General features: G+C 62.7%; 14 protein-coding genes. 2 read left to right on the forward strand and 12 right to left on the reverse strand.

The window, feature by feature from the left end; genetic code table 11:
* On the forward strand, positions 1-259 hold a 259-nt coding region (locus tag Q1W68_RS14340; RefSeq protein WP_300716977.1), incomplete at its 5' end, for a hypothetical protein.
* A gap of 443 nt (positions 260-702) precedes the next feature.
* On the opposite strand, the gene Q1W68_RS14345 is transcribed toward Q1W68_RS14340, so the two are convergent.
* Both Q1W68_RS14345 and Q1W68_RS14350 read right to left on the reverse strand, forming a co-directional pair.
* A complete protein-coding gene (locus tag Q1W68_RS14345) occupies positions 703-1,368 on the reverse strand; it encodes a hypothetical protein (protein ID WP_300716978.1) in 666 nt (221 codons plus the stop codon).
* Between the two features lie 197 nt (positions 1,369-1,565).
* A complete protein-coding gene (locus tag Q1W68_RS14350; RefSeq protein WP_300716979.1) occupies positions 1,566-2,231 on the reverse strand; it encodes a hypothetical protein in 666 nt (221 codons plus the stop codon).
* Between the two features lie 211 nt (positions 2,232-2,442).
* Here Q1W68_RS14350 and Q1W68_RS14355 point away from each other — a divergent pair, with 211 nt between their 5' ends.
* Positions 2,443-3,777, forward strand: coding sequence for a hypothetical protein (locus tag Q1W68_RS14355; RefSeq protein ID WP_300716980.1), 1,335 nt, complete (start codon positions 2,443-2,445; stop codon positions 3,775-3,777).
* 173 nt (positions 3,778-3,950) lie between these two features.
* Here Q1W68_RS14355 and Q1W68_RS14360 read toward each other — a convergent pair whose 3' ends face one another.
* The 10 genes from Q1W68_RS14360 to Q1W68_RS14405 form a co-directional block, all read right to left on the reverse strand.
* Positions 3,951-5,072 (reverse strand): hypothetical protein, encoded by a 1,122-nt coding sequence (locus tag Q1W68_RS14360; protein ID WP_300716981.1) that lies wholly within the window; start codon positions 5,070-5,072, stop codon positions 3,951-3,953.
* Positions 5,073-5,843: 771 nt separating this feature from the next.
* Positions 5,844-6,296 carry a hypothetical protein gene (locus Q1W68_RS14365; protein ID WP_300716982.1) on the reverse strand — a complete coding sequence of 151 codons (453 nt, stop codon included), beginning with the start codon at positions 6,294-6,296 and terminating at the stop codon, positions 5,844-5,846.
* Positions 6,293-8,707 carry an adenosylcobalamin-dependent ribonucleoside-diphosphate reductase gene (locus tag Q1W68_RS14370; RefSeq protein WP_300716983.1) on the reverse strand — a complete coding sequence of 805 codons (2,415 nt, stop codon included), beginning with the start codon at positions 8,705-8,707 and terminating at the stop codon, positions 6,293-6,295. Before Q1W68_RS14370 ends, Q1W68_RS14365 begins: the two co-directional genes overlap by 4 nt.
* Positions 8,708-8,724: 17 nt before the next feature.
* Positions 8,725-9,954, reverse strand: coding sequence for a nitronate monooxygenase family protein (locus Q1W68_RS14375; protein WP_300716984.1), 1,230 nt, complete (start codon positions 9,952-9,954; stop codon positions 8,725-8,727).
* Entirely contained in the window at positions 9,932-10,630 is a 699-nt protein-coding gene (locus Q1W68_RS14380) for a carbonic anhydrase (protein ID WP_300652434.1), read from the reverse strand. The genes Q1W68_RS14375 and Q1W68_RS14380 overlap by 23 nt, the downstream gene beginning before the upstream one ends.
* On the reverse strand, positions 10,627-11,481 hold the full coding sequence (locus Q1W68_RS14385; RefSeq protein WP_300652431.1) for a peptidylprolyl isomerase: 855 nt from the start codon (positions 11,479-11,481) through the stop codon (positions 10,627-10,629). Before Q1W68_RS14385 ends, Q1W68_RS14380 begins: the two co-directional genes overlap by 4 nt.
* 24 nt (positions 11,482-11,505) lie before the next feature.
* A complete protein-coding gene (narI, locus tag Q1W68_RS14390) occupies positions 11,506-12,237 on the reverse strand; it encodes a respiratory nitrate reductase subunit gamma (protein ID WP_300659712.1) in 732 nt (243 codons plus the stop codon).
* A complete protein-coding gene (gene narJ / locus Q1W68_RS14395; protein WP_300716985.1) occupies positions 12,234-12,947 on the reverse strand; it encodes a nitrate reductase molybdenum cofactor assembly chaperone in 714 nt (237 codons plus the stop codon). Before narJ ends, narI begins: the two co-directional genes overlap by 4 nt.
* A gap of 1 nt (position 12,948) precedes the next feature.
* Positions 12,949-14,481: a nitrate reductase subunit beta gene (narH, locus tag Q1W68_RS14400; RefSeq protein WP_300716986.1), complete on the reverse strand. Its 1,533-nt coding sequence runs from the start codon at positions 14,479-14,481 to the stop codon at positions 12,949-12,951.
* Entirely contained in the window at positions 14,478-18,296 is a 3,819-nt protein-coding gene (locus Q1W68_RS14405; protein ID WP_300716987.1) for a nitrate reductase subunit alpha, read from the reverse strand. The genes narH and Q1W68_RS14405 overlap by 4 nt, the downstream gene beginning before the upstream one ends.
* Positions 18,297-18,299 lie beyond the last annotated feature (3 nt).

The raw sequence follows: 18,299 nt of genomic DNA on the forward strand, positions 1-18,299 counted from the left end.
TTTTCAGTCGGCACTTCGACTTCTAGATGGTCAGTTTTCGGTCGGCGTCAACAGCCAAGCCATCCGGAACGGGTTCACACCCCGTTTTGGTCCAGTTCTTTCCATAGAACTCCATGAAAACCTTCCGGACGGCAGCTTGAAAAGGGCACCTTGGAGTACGAGGAGCATCGAGACGGCTCAGGCCCGTCTTGAAGGGATGAAGTCGCAGTTCCAAGGCCAGTACGAACAGTATCTGGCAGCCAGTCGACTGGCGAGCTGAACCCCTATTTTTCATTCGAGCGGCATCGGGTATTGGTCCCGGGGTCTGGTGTTGCTCGCTCCTTTTTCCCGGGACCAGGAGCAGCAGATGAAAAAGTTGACCGTTGAGAACGGACCCAGCAAAACCGGCAATCCCTCGGGTGGTGGTCGCGGAAACAACCCGCCGCGCAAGTAAGTGACATGGAGCCCCGACGGTTGACCGCCGGGGCTCTACCAGCAGCCATGCATCTTCGATGGAGGAGGGCGCTCCTGGCCGCACAACGCAGAACATTCTCTCTACGTTGTCGAACTGGCTTCATGAGAGCAGGGCCCGCGCGCTCCTCCCCGCCGCAGGGCGTGGAGGAGTATTTCTTTGGGGAGGCATGACCAGGTGAGACCTGGGCAGACATGGTGCTACCAATTGTCGAAACAACACCTAAGAATTCAGAATCCAACTCTGGAGTTTTAGCTGACCGTGCAACTGCCGTTGGCCCAGGCGAAGTGAATGTCTCCGTCCTTACGCGTTGTGAGCACACTGCGCGAAACACCTTGCGCCCGGAAGTTTGTAATGCCGGTCGTCTTGGAAGCGTAGTAGTTGGTTGTTTCTTGGGTGGTGTACTGCTTGTAGTCGTCGGAAATGACAACTAACTGCGGGCGACACCCGTAGGAATCGAACATCTCGGGGCAAACGCCATTGGCCCTGCCATGGTGTGACGCCATCAGCACATTGATGTTCGGAACAATCTGGCGGAAACGGGCATTGGTAGCCAGCAGGTGCTCGAAACCGTCGCATTCCATGTCCCCCGAGAACAGGAAAGAGGTGCCGTAAACCGTCAGGTACAACACCAAGCTGAGGTTGTTCTCATCCTCGAATATCGGGTAGCTGTTAAAGAAGTACTCCATTGATACACCCTGGAACTTAGGGACGGATTTCCCGTTGTCACCCACCAAGCCGAACGCACCAAGGCTCCGCACCAGCGTGTCAATGCCTTTGCCCATGCCGTCCTCGCTCTTGAGTAAGCGAATGGTCTCGGGCGATACAGTTGTGTTCCGGGCAATCCAGTCTACGTAGACGCCCTGAGCGAGCAAGTCCGGGTAGCCCGAGACGTGGTCTTCGTCGTAGTTGGTCACTACAAGTTGCTCGAGAAACGTCACACCTAGTCCGCGAAGGTGCTGCCCGGGGTACCAGCATTGAGATGCGTTATGACCGCAGTCGATGAGCACCCGCCGAAAGCCACCAAGGCCGGCTGGAGTGGTCAGGAGCGCGCAGCCGCCGTGCTCGACGTCAAAGACCTGCAGTAGTGCATCGTTTACAGGGAGTACCGCCATCAATTGCCCTTGCTGTGCGCGTACGAGGTGAAAACTTCTACGGCGTAGTGCCGGAAGAACTTGAGGTAGCGGAAGGTCATTCCGAAACCAACTGCCAATGCCGCCAAGGACCATTGAAGGTGGGCCTCCGGCCCGCCATTCCAGCGGTAGGACCAGTAAAGCAGTGCCGCGTTCAAGAAGGCGACGAGCGCCGTGTTGCGACAGAAGCCATAGAGATTCAGGAAATTGTCGAGCCGGTACATAACAACCGCGTCGGAGCGGGCCCGTCCATAGGCGGCCCAAAACATCGACTCACTGGGACCCGTGACGCCCTCCAAAGCAGCCTTTTCAATTGCTCGTTTCCTAGTCTCTTCGGGCAGCGCCTTGAAGTAGCCGGGCATGCAGGCACGCAGCCAGCCCTGCGCGCTTACGCGACCGAAGATAACGTCGCGAGGGAAGCCGAGCAACTTCCCGACGAGCAGTCGCTCGAAAAAGAAAGACGAGCAGCTTGCAACAAGTTGACCAACCGCATAAGCGCTGGCGACTGCAACAACGCCCTGTACGATGGTCCATGAGTCTCTTGCCAACAGTCCCGTGCCTGCGACCTGGTCAGCGACAAACAGCAACAGGAAACCTGCCGACAAATACGCCCAAAAATCGTAAGAGGTGAACGGGATTTTTTCCATTGGGGTTGCCTTCGACTTCAAAGTTTACCGACCAGGGGCACACCAAGCCTAGGCCTGTGCGCTGCATGCATACAGAACTGGAGACGGCGTTGGGGGTTGAAAGCAGTCCTGGCGCACCGTGCAGCGGTATATTGGTTGTATGAAGACTTATCCACCGCTAAGCGGCGACCAACATTCGCGGAGCGCCAAAAAGAATCCAAGGGAGACATTAGTGAAACTGCGCCACACTCGCACTCAACGACCAGTTGGTCAGGGCTTTTTTCACATGGGGATGGTGAAACTCCAAAAGGGGCGCTTTATTCGGTATGTCGTTGATTGCGGCTCGATGGCAATGTACACGTCCGCACGCAACCGGGAGATTTCAGAAGCCATCAGCCAATGGGGCATAGGGACGAAGGTAGATTTTCTGTTTGTGAGTCATGCCCATGCCGACCACGTCAATGGGCTGCGGAAACTCTTCGACCCGCCCTCGGGCCTCCGTGTAGAAACAGTATTCATGCCACTGCTCAGCATGGAGGAACGACTATTTGCGTTTGCTCGGACCTCGGTAGAAGACCCCTTGGCAGCGAGCGATGATTTTTACAGGGAGTTCACCGTAGACCCAATAGCGGCCTTGACTCAGCTCGAGCCCACGCGCATTGTCCTTGTCAGACGGGGGACTCAGGACGGGAATGCTCCTTTTGCGAATCCCGACACAGATGGAGACAGTCCAACTGGCGCTCAGATTCTGATGGACGACCAGCAAGACTGGAAGCTGGTGGGTTCTGGTGTCATAGGTGAGCACCAGCCAGCGGATGGAGAACGGGTTCCTCCTGCAACTGACCAAACCAAAAATATCGCTGGGTCCATACGCAAGGTCAATGTGCTGGAGATGCCAGATACCGTAGGGCTTCTCGTCACAGATAAGAACAGCATCCACTGGTTGTTTTCACCGTACATCGACCCATTAGTAAAGTCCAAGGAGCGCGATTTCCTCGAAAAGCTTGCAGCGTTGCTATGCCTTTCAGTTGAAGATTTAGCGAAGAAGGCAGCAAACTCCAACTTTCGCCTGGAACTGCTTACCAAGCACGAGTCGGCTCTCAGACAAGCCTATATGGACGTTGAGAAAGACCTCAATCTCACATCGATGTGCTTATATTCGGGGCCTTCGCGACAGCCCGCTTCACCAAATGAAGTGTTTTCCAGTTCGCTTCACGCAGGGTGGCACTTCAGGTTGTCGCCTGCAGTGAGGTGCGGATGGCTTGGAACAGGTGATGCAGACTTAAAGACGCAGAGTCGACGCGAGAGTTTCTTCAAACACTTCGGGGCTCTGCTGAAAAACGTTCAGACCTTAACGCTTCCACATCACGGTTCAGAGCACAACTTTCATCGAGAACTTCTTGACAGAATTCAGCCGAAATTCTGTGTGGCGGCAGCTGACCAAGTGGGAAAGTGGCGGCATCCTGGAAGTGGAGTCATTCAGGCTGTGGCAAGCTTCGGGGCCTTCGTTTCGGTAGTTACATCAGGTACGAAATCACTGGCTGAAGACGACGTCTATCTGCTGTGACGGCACGCCAAAAGCCTGACCAGTTCGTCACTTCAAGACTCTTGAAATTTGCGTCGCATAAAGGGGGGGGGGGGGGTTCCTTGATGCTCATTGCAAGCTCACTTCCTACGCGAATGGAGCGAGAGAACATGGTTCCAAATCGGCAATTCGAAATACAAAACCGCTTTTGCGCTTCAAGCCACGGGCAGCCCGAATGAGCCCGAGTAGTAGTCCATCTTGATGCCGGAAGCGAGACGCCGCACTCTTTGCAGCACTGGGTCGGTGGCATGCGCCCAGAGCTCAGCTGTCGCAAGCCACTGCCGCGTTGACTCCGGCAAAGGTCCAACGAATGTGCTTAGCTCCCTCTGAAGGCTCTCCACATATTCCTTGAGCTCTGCGCGCTGTTGCTGCGCCTGAATCTCAGAGAGGAGCTTGTTGCGAAAGTCGAGGAGGTCCTTTTCTCGTCGTTCACGCTCTGCACGGCGTTCTGCCTCCTCTCGCCACTGTCGGTCCCGGTCCTCAATCTCGAGTCGTCGCTGTTTGAGTGCCTTGGCCGCCAGCACGACTCCTTCCATGAAATCTACGAGGACGTCGGCCAAGCGTTGCCGCTTACCGTCAGACCATTTCTTTCTCCCTTCAAAGTAACCACTGAGTTCGAGCTTGAACTTGCCGGTGAAGTGGTAGACCAGAGGCGGTCGCTCCCAGGATGCGTATTGCTTGCCAGGCACAGGCTCCTGAGAGGTAGTGAATTGTTCCGAAAGGCGGAAGACAACTGCTTGTCCGTCGTGCAGGAACTCCAGAGTTTTCTCGCCCGGCACAAGGGTCAACGCGTAGGCGGGTGCGGCCTTCTCGACGGCGTCTAGCAACTGACATGCTTCTTCAATGGCTCCCCTGGAAACCTGACAGTCGAACAGGTCCGTCTTGTGGAGATGGACGAGTTCGTAGGTTAGTTTGCCGCTCAACAGCTGTTGCTTGGTGGCCTTTGCAAACGGGGCGAGCTGGTGCGAGGGTGAAGGCGCTTCAAGGACAATTTTTTGTGGCTCGGCTGAGGCTGGCCTTTTTCGGTTCGGTGGCACCGGAAGGCGATGCCGAGGCGCGTCAATGACCACGGTAGTAAATGTGCTGGGAGGCAGTGCGGGTTTTGTGACCGTCTTGCCGTGCTGCAGCTTCATCCAATAGCCGCGCGGAGGAAGCGGAATGCCGCTTGCACGACAGGCTTTGGACAGCCCTACATCGGATATGTCGAACTCCTGGGCCAGGGTCACAACTGGGAGCTCCCAGACCCTGCGATACAGCTCTTCGCGTGAAACCTCCATTCCGACCGCCTCCTAGAAATGCAAACAATGGGCTACGGGCAAAGAAATACCACCAAGAAAGGCTCGCTCCTGCTTGGAGTCTCTGTGATTGAGCGCTGGCCCCTTTTTTATCTGTTCGCTGCGTTGGTGTACGACTTTGCCTGCAATGAGAGTGACGCCTGCGAACGTCATCGCAGAGGTGTCAGCACCCCACCCTGCGGTTGCTATACGTACAGGGACGCACAGCTTTCGTGCCGTTCATGCGCGCAACCCTCACTTCTTCAGCTGCTTTATGTACTCAATCGATATCAAAGTCATGTCCCATCCCGAGGCTCGGGCCCAGTTTAAAGAAGCCTTCGATTTCATTTGGAGCTTTGAGAGCCCATGTGAATATCGGCTCGACAGCATGGAGTTTGCCTGCCAGTATCCAGGCGAATCAACAGACTCGAGGGTAGAGGTGCTTGTCGCCAGATTACCGAGTCGCACCCACAAGGAAGCTGTAAGCCTCGTTTCCTGCGAGCTTCGTCACATTACGTGGACCACCGGTGACCTGCAGTGCCAAGAGGCGTATGCGGTGCTTGGACCTGACACAGGTGGAATTCACGTACCACTCAGATTGGCGACTGTGACCAACCTATGCAAGGCGTCTCCCGCTTTTCGTATCGTGCTTATTGGCGATGACTACACCATCTGCGCTCGCCATGAACTGACAAAAGAGCACCTCCATCAGTACGAAGTTGACCGCCTGAAGGCGCTGTGTCTTAGCGGCGGGAACTACGACCCTCTTTGCCATCATTCGTACGAGCAACTCAGCGAGGCGAGAGGACGTGGGCTCAGGTTCAGTTTGCCTGGACCCGTCACGCGAATGATGTCACCTGCGGTTTGACTGGCCAAGTGGCAGTTGCAGCCGCAATCGTGGGACTTTCGCACGAAGCCCGGGCGCAAGTTGTAATGCAGCGAGGAACGATTCAAAGCGATACGACGTAAGCATTGACCGACCAGCGCGGCGCTTTTTTCTAATCCTTCTTGCACCGCCGATAGCCACACATAAAAAAGACCGCTGAAGCTTGCGCTGCAGCGGTCTCGAATGATTATGGTCTCAGCTTTTTGGGCTAAGGCCACCTGCAAGGCGGGCGTGATTTTCGACTTGTAGCTTCTACGCTCTGAACTTGCACTATATGGACCTGAACTTGCAACCAATGCGTACGCCCACAGCGGCATCCGCGTGAGCTGCGCGGTGTTCATCCACACACCCCGAGGTGGCCGCATTGCGTGCAGTAGTCACAGCCGTCCTTGCGGATCACCGCGTGCGCGCCACACTCGCCGCACTTCTTGCCCGGCATCATCCCTGGCGTCGCGTCCACCACCACCGGTGAAGCTTGTCCCGACGCGGGCGTCACTCCAGAGCGTTGTGCAATCAGCGTCTGCACCGCGTAGGCGATGGCCGCCACCACCGAGTCGTGCCACATCGGCACATGGGTGCCGTCGGCCTTCTGGTGCGTACCCATGCGCACGGGGCCACGGTCCCACACCACCTTGCGCATGTCGCGCAGGGCACGCTCCAGAAAACCGCCGCGCGCGGCCAGCGAGAGCAGCCGCATGCTGGACGACACCCACTGCTGCGACTCGCCGCTCTGCCCCACCGGCATGAAAAATTCGATCGCGCGTTCCACCGTGCCCGCGCCATCGGCCGTGGGCACCGGCAGGAAGGACACCAGCAGGTACAGGGTCTGGTGGCCCTCCTGCGTCCAGTACTCGATCTTGTCGGCCACGGCAGAGAGCGCGCCCGGTGGCCGGCTCTCGATCACCGTGCGCATCGGGTCCACGGTGGCCACGCTGGCCGTGGTTTCCGGCGTGGGCCCGGTGTCGAGCACCGAGCCCAGGATGGCGTTGGGCCGGTAGGTCGCCAGGCCCTTGAGCTGGGCGCGCCAGGCCTGCTGGTACAGGCCCTTGAAGTCGTCGTAGGGATAGTCCGCCGGCACGTTCACGGTCTTGGAAATGGCGGTGTCCACGAAGGGCTGCACCGCCTCCATCATGGCCAGGTGGCCGGCCGCCGGCATGGCCAGCGCGTTCACAAAGTACTCGGGCAGCTGCGCCATGTCGCCGCCGAGTTCGCGGTAGAGCCGCCAGGCGTGGTCTTCCACAGCGTAGTCGGTGGCGCTGCCGTCGGCCTCGCGCTTCTTGCGGCGGTACATCCAGGAAAACGGTGGCTCGATGCCGTTGGACGCGTTGTCGGCAAAGGCCAGGCTCACGGTGCCGGTGGGCGCGATGGAGAGCAGGTGGCTGTTGCGGATGCCGTGCGTGCGGATGGCGCTGCGCAAGGCCTCGGGCAGGCGGCTGGCGAAGGTGCCTTCGGCGAGGTAGCCGTCGGCATCGAACTTCGGAAACGCGCCCTTCTCCTGCGCCAGCGCCACCGAGGCCGTATAGGCCGCGTCGCGCATGCGCTCAGCGATCTGAGCAGCCTGAGCACGGCCCTCCGCACGGTCGTAGCGCACGCACAGCATGGCCAGCGCATTGCCCATGCCGGTGAAGCCCACGCCGATGCGCCGCTTGGCCGCCGACTCCTCGCGCTGCTGCGGCAGCGGCCACCAGGTCACGTCGAGCACGTTGTCCAGCGCGCGCACCTGCAGCGCCACGGCCGCCTCGAAGGCCTCGAAATCGAAGCTGGGCAGACCGCCGAAGCCGAAGGGGTTGCGTACGAAGCGCGGCAGGATCACCGGGCCGAGGTCGCAGCAGCCGTAGGGCGGAAGTGGCTGCTCACCGCATGGGTTGGTCGCCTCGATCGATTCGCAGTAGCGCAGGTTGTTGTCCCGCTGGATGTGGTCCAGGAACAGGATGCCGGGTTCGGCGAAATCGTAGGTGGAGCGCATCACCGTGTCCCACAGCTCGCGCGCACCCAGGCTGCGGTAGACCCACAGGCCATCGGCGCGCTGGTGGGCGCCTTGGGCCAGCAGCGCCGCACCGGGGCGCGCCCGGTGCACCAGTTCCCACGACTGGTCGTCGGCGAGTGCTTGCATGAAGGCGTCGCTCACGCCCACCGACACGTTGAAGTTGTTCCAGCGCCCGGGCGTTCGTTTGGCGGTGATGAACTCCAGCACGTCGGGGTGGTCGATGCGCAGCACACCCATCTGTGCGCCGCGCCGCGCGCCCGCGCTCTCCACCGTGGCGCAGGACTGGTCGAACACGTTGATGTAGCTGCACGGCCCCGAGGCGAGTGACGCCATGGTCTTGACCTCGGCGCCGCGCGGGCGGATGCGCGAGAAGTCGTAGCCCACGCCACCGCCCCGTCGCATGGTTTCGGCGGCCTCGCGCAGGGCTTCGTAGATGCCGGGGTAACCGCCGTCGTCCAGGCCCTGGATGCAGTCGCCCACGGGCTGCACGAAGCAGTTGATCAGCGTGGCCTGGATGGCGGTGCCGGCCGCGCTCATGATGCGGCCGGCACCGATCGCGCCGGCCTGCAGGTTGTCGAAAAAGCGCTGCTCCCACAGCGCGCGGTCTGCTTCGGGTTCCACCGAGGCCAGCGCACGCGCCACGCGGCGGTAAATGTCCTGCTCACTGGTCTCGCCGTCCTTGAGGTATTTCTCTTTCAGCACGTCCAGCGTGATGGGTTGTTGTCCGATGGCCGTGCTGGCCGATTTCAGAGCGTCGCGTTTCATGGTCGGGTGTTCTTTCGTTAAGCCAGCGCAGGGCGGACACCGCCCAGCAGCCATCGCATCAGGTCCTGCACCGGACGGATCTGCTGGCCGAACGGCAGCACACCCGCACCCCGGAAAAACAGTCCCTTCTGCGCGTCGCCGTCGAGCGCGTGACCGAGCTGCTGGTCGATGCAGAACTGCCCCATCTCGCCCTTGCCGTCGCGCAGGCCGCAATGGGCCAGGCAGTCAAACGCCATGTTGCACTTTTTCTTCACATGCGCAACCGCCTTCAGTCGCGGCTCCAGGCGCAGGTATTTGTCCAGCCAGGGGGTGCGCACGGCGCGCGCGGGCAAGCCGGCCACGCTGATGAACTCCACCAGGTCTTCAGGCCGGGCCTCGGCCAGCACGCGTTTGAAGGCCGCGTCGGCGTCGCACTCCTGCGTGACGGCGAATGCTGTGCCCAGCTGCACCGCGCTGGCGCCCAGGGCCTGCAGGCGCAGGATGTCGTCCCGGTTGCCGATGCCGCCGGCGGCGATCAGCGGTATTTCGCGTTCGATGCCGGCGGTCTTGAAGAACTCGAGCACCTGCGGGATCACAACCTCGAAATCAAAGCGGGTGTCCTGCAGGTCGGCCACCTTGGCCGCACCGAGGTGGCCGCCGGCGAGGCGCGGGTGCTCGATCACGATGGCGTCGGGCAGGTGGCCTTTTTTCTCCCACTTGCGCACCAGCAGCTGCACGCCGCGCGCGTCCGACAGGATGGGGATGAGCGCGGTGTCGGGGTGCTCGCGCGCGAGCTCGGGCAGATCCAGGGGCAGGCCCGCGCCCACCACCACCGCGTCGGCGCCGCTCTCCAGCGCCTGGCGCACGTACTGTTCGTAGGCGCTGAGCGCCTTCATCACATTGACAGCGACCAGACCACGGCCCTGCGCGAGGGTCTTGGCGCCCTGGATCTCGCGGTCGAGCGCCACGAGGTTGGCCGCATCGATGCGTTCGCGCGCGTCGGGTTCCTTGTCGAGGTGGGCGGTGGCGGCCATCAGGTCGGGGTGGCGGCGGCGCAGGTCCACCGCCGAGACCGTGCCCACGCCACCGAAGCCGGCCACGGTGCCCGCCAACGAAGCGGCCGACACACCCACACCCATGCCGCCCTGCACCACCGGCAGCAGCTCGCGCCCGCGCAGGCGCCAGGTGCGCAAACCGCCCGTGCGGGCCAGGGCCTGGAGTTCGGCCGCCAGCGTGTCGGCGGCGTCAGTAACTGATGACTTGTCCATCGTGTTCCACATAAGGTTGGTACGGCCCGGTGCCGCTGTTGGAGGCTACCGAGGCCGCGACGAAGTCACCTTGTTGTGCATCAAACACATGCACTTCTCCGTCCTCGATGACGTAGTGCCAGCCGTGCAGCGTGAGCCGGCCGGCCTCGACCTCGCGCCGCACCATGGGGTAGCCCATGAGGCGTTCGAGCTGCAGCACCACCGCGCGCTGCTCGGTGCGGCGCATCGACTCGGCGCAGGGCTGCACCGGCAGCAAGGCTTCGTCGATCAGCTTGAGCCACGCGGTGAGGGCCACGGCCTCAGCGGGCGCACCTTCGTAGGCGGTGCGGATGGCGCCGCAGTGGCTGTGGCCGCAAATCACGATGCGCTCCACGTGCAGGCTGAGCACCGCAAACTCGATCGCGGCCATCGTTCCGTGCAGGCCGTGCGACTGATCGTGCGGTGGGACGAGGGCGCCCACGTTGCGCACGATGAAGAGTTCGCCCGGTCCGGCGCCGGTGAGCAGGTAGGGCACGAGGCGCGAGTCGGAGCAGCCGATGAACAGCGTCTTGGGGTGCTGGCCCTCGGCCACCAGGTCCTGAAAACGCTGCTGGTGGCGCGGGAAGTAGTCCGAGCGGAAATGCCGCAGGCGCAACAGCAGCTCGTCCGCTGATGCGCCGGCGGCGGGTTCGCTCATTGCACGAGCGGGGTGTCGGCCCCTTCCAGCTCCACGCCTTCAACGTCTGCTTGGCCCACCAGCAGCTGCATGTACTGGCGCAGGGCCGTGGCCTGCGACTGCAGGGCCAGCCTCGCGCCGATCTGCGCCTGCAGCTCGGCGAACTCCGGCAGGCGCCCCGGATCGCGCTCCAGCACCTCGACGATGTGCAGGCCGAAGCGGCTGTGCACCAGGCGCGGGTGCAGACCGAGGGCCTGGATGGCGTCGTTCTGCAGGAACAGCGCCTTGGCCAGCTCGGGCGCGCAGTCCTGCGGCGTGATCCAGCCGAGGTCGCCACCCTGGGTGCTCGACGGGCAGTTGGAGAGTTCGGTTGCGAGCTGCGCAAAACGCTCGATGGCCACGCCCTGGCGCGAAAGCTCCAGCAGCGCGGCCTCGGCGCGCTGGGCCAGCGCGTTCACCGGCACGCCCGGTGTGACGGCAAACAGGATGTGCCGCACATGCAGCGCCTGGCCGACCACAAAGCGCGGCTTGTGGGCTTCGTAGTGGCGTCGGCATTCTTCCGGCCCCGGCTCGGGCGAGTGCACCTCGGCTTCGAGCAAGGCCTCGATGGCGCGGCGGGTGGCGTCGTCGGGCTCGGGCGCATTCAGGCCGGTGAAACGCGGCAGCAGACCGGCGCTCACCGCCTGCTGGCGCAGCAGCTCGGTGCAGGCGCGCTCGCGCAGGGCCTGCTCGCCCAGCACCTCACCGGCTTCGTGCAGGTGGATGCCGTTGATGCTGGCGATCTCGACCGGGACCGTCGCAGCGGCCTCGGGGCTCTTGCAGGCGCAGGCGCTGCTGCCGCAGCCGGACGGTGTGGCGATGTCTTGGTTCATGGGGTCTCCCGTGGGTGGGGTGGATCAGCGCGGCTGGCTGGGGTGGGCCGGGTTGGTCGGGTTGGCCGGCACACCCAGGCGGCGGCTGCGCACCACCTGGTAAGGCCGCACCAGGTAGGCGAGGCTGCCAAAACCGCTCCACACATGCACCAGTCGCGAGAACGGGAACAGCAGGAAGATCGTCATGCCCAGCACCATGTGCACCTTGAAGGGCCAGTCCAGGGCAATCAAGGCGGACGCCTCGGGGCGGAAGGTCACGATGCGCTGCGCCCACTCGGCCAGCACCAGCATGGCGCTGCCGTCCGAGTGCGAATACGAGTACGGCAGCGTGATCAGGCCCAGCGTCAGCTGCACCCACAGGATAACCAGGATCGCCAGGTCGGTGCGGTGGCTGGTGAGGCGGATGCGCGGGTCGAAGATGCGCCGGTGCAGCAGCATGGTCAGGCCCACGAAGCAGATGACGCCGGCGGTGCCACCCGCGTAGATCGCCAGCCGCTGCTTGGTCGCAGCCTCCATGAAGCCTTCGTAGAAAAAGTGCGGTGTGAGCAGGCCCACGGCGTGGCCGAAGAACAGGAACAGGATGCCGACGTGGAACAGGTTGCTGCCCCAGCGCAGCTGGCCTTTGCGCAGGAGCTGCGAGGAATCGCTTTTCCAGGTGTACTGGTCGCGGTCGAAGCGGGCCAGGCTGCCCATGAAGAACACGGCCAGGCAAATGTAGGGATACACGCCGAAGAGGAAGTGGTGCAGTGAGGTCATGCCTGTGCTCCTGATGGGGATGAAGGGTGACGGCCGGTGGCCGACTTCACGATGCGGATGGGTTGCGGCTGGCCGGGCCTGGCCTGGCCTTCGGTGGAGCAGCCGCCGAACACCGCGGGTTCGGCCCAGCTCTCGTCGATGCCGGCGTCGGCCACCACCGGCACCGGTTCGGCTTTTTCGCCGGCAATTTCGAGCACGGCGGCCAGCACGCTGGCGTAGGGGCTCTCGCGCTTGAGCAGCGCGCTGAAGATCACCCGCACGATGTGCGCACTCTCGCCGAGGAACTCGCGCGCCACCGCAGGGGGCTGGGTGGAGGCGAATTCGAGCAACACGCTCAGGTGGTCGGGCAGCTCGGACGGGCCGAAAAACAGACCCGCTTTTTCGTAGGTCTGGATCAGGTCGATCATGGCCGGACCCCGGTCGCGCGAATCGCCGAGCACGTGTTCGAAGAGGTGCAGCGCGGTGCTGCGCCCGCGGTCGAACAGCTCGACGTAGTCGGCCTCGACGACCAGCGCCGGCTGCTGGCTCAGGTGCACCAGCAAGGCGTCGAGCTCGGTCAGGCGAGTGCCAGGCAAGGCGGCCTCGGCGCGCAAGGCCTCGCGCAGTTCCCCGGCGTGTTCGCGCAGCTCGGGGGTGGGGTAACGCAGCAGGTGGGCGAGCACACGCAGGGTGTGGACGGCGGGCTTTTGGGGGGAAGTGAAAAAGCCCATCTCAGACTCCCGCCTTGATCGGAATCGTTCGTTTCTTCTCGCTGCCGAACAAGCTCGTTTCCGTCTGCCCTTCCGAGCAGCCGTTGCCGAAGGTGAAGCCGCAGCCGCCCTTGATGTTGAAGGTGTTCTCGGCGTATTCGCGGTGGGTGGTGGGAATCACGAAACGGTCCTCGTAGTTGGCAATCGCCATGGTCTGGTACATGTCCTCGACCTCGCGCACGCTCATGCCGACCTGGTCGAGCACGTCCTGGTTGATCACGCCGTCCACGTGTTTGGCGCGCTGGTAGCTGCGCATGGCCAGCATGCGTTCGAGCGCACGCACCACCGGCACCGTGTCACCGGCCGTCAGCAGGTTGGCGAGGTACTTCACAGGAATGCGCAGCTGGCTCACATCGGGTATTTCGCCGTTGCCGCCCAGGTGCCCGGCGTTGGCTGCGGCGGTGATGGGCGAGAGCGGCGGCACATACCACACCATGGGCAGCGTGCGGTACTCGGGGTGCAGCGGCAGCGCCACCTTCCAGTCCACCGCCATCTTGTAGACCGGGCTGTGGCGCGCAGCCTCCAGCCAGTTCTCGGGGATGCCGTCGGCCCGCGCCTGCGCGATCACCGCTGGGTCGTGCGGGTCCATGAAGAGGTCGATCTGCGCCTTGTAGAGGTCCATCTCGTTGGGCACGCTCGCGGCTTCCTGGATGCGGTCGGCGTCGTACAGCAGCACGCCCAGGTAGCGGATGCGGCCCACGCAGGTCTCGCTGCACACGGTGGGCTGGCCGGCCTCGATGCGCGGGTAGCAGAAGATGCACTTCTCGGCCTTGCCGCTCTTCCAGTTGTAGTAGATCTTCTTGTACGGGCAGCCCGACACGCACATGCGCCAGCCGCGGCACTTGTCCTGGTCGATCAGCACGATGCCGTCTTCCTCGCGCTTGTAGATCGAGCCCGAGGGGCACGAGGCCACACACGCCGGGTTGAGGCAGTGCTCGCACAGGCGCGGCAGGTACATCATGAAGGTGTTCTCGAACTCCCCCACCATGGCCTTCTGCGCCGCTTCAAAGCCGTTGAAGTTGGCGTCCTTGCTGCGCTTGGCGAACTCGCCGCCCAGGATCTCTTCCCAGTTCGGGCCCCATTCGATCTTCTCCATGCGCTTGCCGGTGATCAGGCTGCGCGGGCGGGCGGTGGGCGTGTGCTTCATCTCCGGCGCCGACTGCAGGTGGTCGTAGTCGAAGGTGAAGGGTTCGTAGTAGTCGTCGATCTCCGGCAGGTGCGGATTGGCGAAGATCTTCATCAGCAGCTGCCACTTGCCACCCTGCTTGGGCACGATGGAGCCGTCGGCACGGCGCGTCCAGCCGCCCTGCCACTTCTCCTGGTTCTCCCACTCTTTCGGGTAGCCGATGCCGGGCTTGGTCTCGACGTTGTTGAACCAGGCGTATTCCATGCCGGGCCGGCTGGTCCAGACGTTCTTGCAGGTGACCGAACAGGTGTGGCAACCGATGCACTTGTCGAGGTTCAGCACCATGCCGATTTGGGCTCGGATCTTCATGCGACTTCTCCCTGCGCCTGGACCGGCACGATCAGTTCATTGGCGACCGGCGTATCGAGCCAGTCGACCTTGTTCATCTTGCGCACCACGACGAACTCGTCGCGGTTGGTGCCGATGGTTCCGTAGTAGTTGAAGCCGTAGCTGAACTGCGCGTAGCCGCCGATCATGTGGGTGGGCTTGGTCACGATGCGGGTCACCGAGTTGTGAATACCGCCGCGTGTGCCGGTGATTTCTGCACCCGGTGTGTTGATGATTTTTTCCTGTGCGTGGTACATGAGCACCATGCCCGGATTCACCCGCTGGCTCACTACTGCACGGGCAGCAATGGCACCGTTGATGTTGAAGAGTTCGACCCAGTCGTTGTCCTCAATACCGGCAACTTTGGCGTCGTCCTCACTCAGCCAGATCACCGGGCCACCGCGATTGAGCGTGAGCATCATCAGGTTGTCGGTGTAGGTGCTGTGGATACCCCACTTCTGGTGCGGCGTGATGAAGTTCAAGGAGATTTCCTTGTTGCCATTGGGCTTGCGCTCCATGATGCCGGCAACGGCCTTCAGGTCCACCGGTGGGCGGTAGCTGGTCAGTCCTTCCCCGAATGCAATCATCCAGGGGTGATCCAGGTAGAAGTGCTGACGACCGGTCAGGGTGCGCCATGGGATCAGCTCATGCACATTGGTGTAGCCGGCGTTGTAGCTGACGGTCTCGCTCTCGATGCCGCTCCAGGTGGGCGAGCTGATGATCTTGCGCGGCTGCGCCTGGATGTCGCGGAAACGGATTTTTTCGTCTTCGCGGTGCAAGGCCAGGTGCGTATGGTCACGTCCGGTGATCTTGGAGAGTGCCTCCCAAGCCTTGACGGCCACATGGCCGTTGGTCTCGGGAGCAAGCTGCAGCACCACCTCGCAAGCGTCGATGTCGGTGCTGATGCTGGGCATGCCCTGAGTCACGCCTTCGGCGCGCACTTTGCCATTGAGTTCGCCCAGCTGGTGCACCTCGTCGGTGGTGTTCCAGCCAATGCCCTTGCCGCCGTTGCCGACCTTCTCCATCAAAGGACCGAGCGCCGTGAAGCGTTTGTAGGTGTTGGGGTAATCGCGCTCGATCACCGAGATTTGCGGTGCAGTCTTGCCGGGGATCAGCTCGCACTCGCCTTTTTTCCACTCTTTCACGTCAAAGGCCTGGGCCAGCTCGGCCGGTGTGTCGTGCATCAGCGGCGTGAGCATCAGCTCTTTTTCGACGCCCAAATGGCCCACGCACACCTCGCTGAAGGCTTTGGCAAAGCCTTTGTAGATTTCCCAGTCGCTCTTGCTTTGCCAGGCCGGGTCCACCGCGGTGGACAGCGGGTGGATGAAGGGGTGCATGTCGCTGGTGTTGAGGTCGTTCTTCTCGTACCAGCTGGCGGTGGGCAGCACGATGTCGCTGTACAGGCAGGTCGTGCTCATGCGGAAGTCGAGCGTCACCAGCAGGTCGAGCTTGCCTTCGGGCGCCTTGTCGTGCCAGACGACCTCGGTCGGCTTGGCCTCTTCCTTGCCGAGGTCCTTGCCCTGCACGCCGTTGCTGGTGCCGAGCAGGTGCTTCAGGAAATACTCGTGGCCCTTGCCCGACGAGCCCAGGATGTTGGAGCGCCACACGAACATGTTGCGCGGCCAGTTGTCCGGGTGATCCGGGTCGGTGCAGCTCATCTTGAGCGTGCCGTCCTTCAATCCGTTGACCGCGTACTCCTTCGGCTCCAAGCCCGCGGCAGCAGCGTCGCGGACCACATGGATCGGATTCGTCTGCAGCTGCGGCGCCGACGGCAGCCAGCCCATGCGCTCGGCGCGCACGTTGTAGTCGATCATGCTGCCGGCGTAGAGCTTCTTGTCGGCCAGCGGCGACAGCACCTCGTCCATGCCGAGCTTCTCGTAGCGCCACTGGTCGGTGTGCGCGTAGAAGAAGCTGGTGCTGTTCATCTGGCGCGGCGGGCGTGACCAGTCGGTGGCAAAGGCCAGCGGCACCCAGCCGGTTTGCGGGCGCAGCTTTTCCTGGCCCACGTAATGCGCCCAGCCACCACCGCTCTGGCCGATGCAGCCGCACATCATCAGCAGGTTGATCACGCCGCGGTAGTTCATGTCGGCGTGGTACCAGTGGTTCATGGCCGCGCCGATGATCACCATCGACTTGCCGTGCGTCTTGTCGGCGTTGTCGGCGAACTGCTGCGCCACGGTGATGACCTGGTCTCGCGGCACGCCGGTGATGCTCTCCTGCCAGGCCGGGGTGTAGGCGGCGTTGTCGTCGAAGTCCTTCGCGCCACTGCCCAGCCCACGGTCGATGCCGTACTGCGCGACCTGCAGGTCGAACACGGTGGCCACCAGGGCATGGCGTTCTTCACCGGCCTTGCCCAGGCGCAGCCGCACGGCTGGCACGCGGGCGTGGTTGATGCTGCCGTTCTGTGCGTTCGGCGTGAAGTGTGGAGAAGCGTCGCCACCGAAGTACGGGAAGGCCACGTCCACCACCTGGGTGTCTTGCTCGCCGTCCTCGATCACCGAGAGCTTGAGCTTCACGTCGGTGTCGCTGCGGGCTTCCTTGGGTTGCAGGTTCCACTTGCCTTCGTCGTCGCGCCCGGCTTCGCCCCAGCGGAAGCCGATCGAGCCGTTGGGCAGCACGGCCCGTCCATCGGTGTCGAAGGCCACCGTCTTCCACTCGGGGTTGTTCTTCTGGCCGAGCTGTCCGTTGAAGTCGCTGGCGCGCAGGTAGCGGTCGGGGACCAGGGTTTTGCTGCCGTCGGCCAGCGTGTGTTCCTTGAGCATCACGAGCAGCGGCAGGTCGGTGTAGCGGCGCGCGTAGTCGTCGAAGTAGCTGCTGCGCGGCTTGCCGCCGTCGGGGAAATAGAAGTTCTTGAGCACCACGTGGCCCATGGCCATGGCCAGTGCGGCGTCGGTGCCCTGCTTGGGGTGCAGCCAGAGGTCGGAGAGTTTGGCGACCTCGGAGTAGTCAGGTGTCACCGCCACCGTCTTGGCGCCCTTGTAGCGAACCTCGGTGAAGAAGTGGGCGTCGGGCGTGCGCGTCTGCGGCACGTTGGAGCCCCAGGCGATGATGAACGAGCTGTTGTACCAATCGGCCGATTCGGGCACGTCGGTCTGTTCGCCCCACACCTGCGGGCTGGCTGGTGGCAGGTCGCAGTACCAGTCGTAGAAGCTCATGCAAACGCCGCCGATGAGCGAGAGGTAGCGCGAGCCGGCGGCGTAGCTCACCATGCTCATGGCGGGGATGGGCGAGAAGCCGATGATGCGGTCGGGTCCATGCTGCTTGATGGTGTACACGTTGGCCGCGGCGATCAGCTGGTTGACCTCGTCCCAGGTGCTGCGCACGAAGCCGCCCATGCCGCGCACCTGCTGGTAGTCGCGGCGCGCTTCGGGGTTTTCGACGATGCTGGCCCAGGCATCCACCGGGGTCTTGGCCACGTTCAATGCGGCGCGCCAGCGCTCCAGCAGGCGCCCGCGCACCATGGGGTATTTCACGCGGTTGGCGCTGTAGAGGTACCAGCTGTAAGAGGCGCCGCGTGCGCAGCCGCGCGGCTCGTGGTTGGGCATGTCCCAGCGGGTGCGCGGGTAGTCTGTCTGCTGGGTTTCCCAGGTGACGATGCCGCCCTTGACGTAGATCTTCCACGAGCACGAACCGGTGCAGTTCACGCCGTGGGTGCTGCGCACGATCTTGTCGTGCGCCCAGCGGTTGCGGTAGGCGTCTTCCCAGGTGCGGTCTTCACCGGTGGTGACGCCGTGGTCGCCCGAGAAGGACTCGCGGGGCTGCGAGAAATAGTTGAGTCGGTCGAGGAAATGGCTCATGAG

Source organism: Hydrogenophaga sp., from assembly GCF_030158645.1.
Taxonomy (GTDB): domain Bacteria; phylum Pseudomonadota; class Gammaproteobacteria; order Burkholderiales; family Burkholderiaceae_C; genus Hydrogenophaga.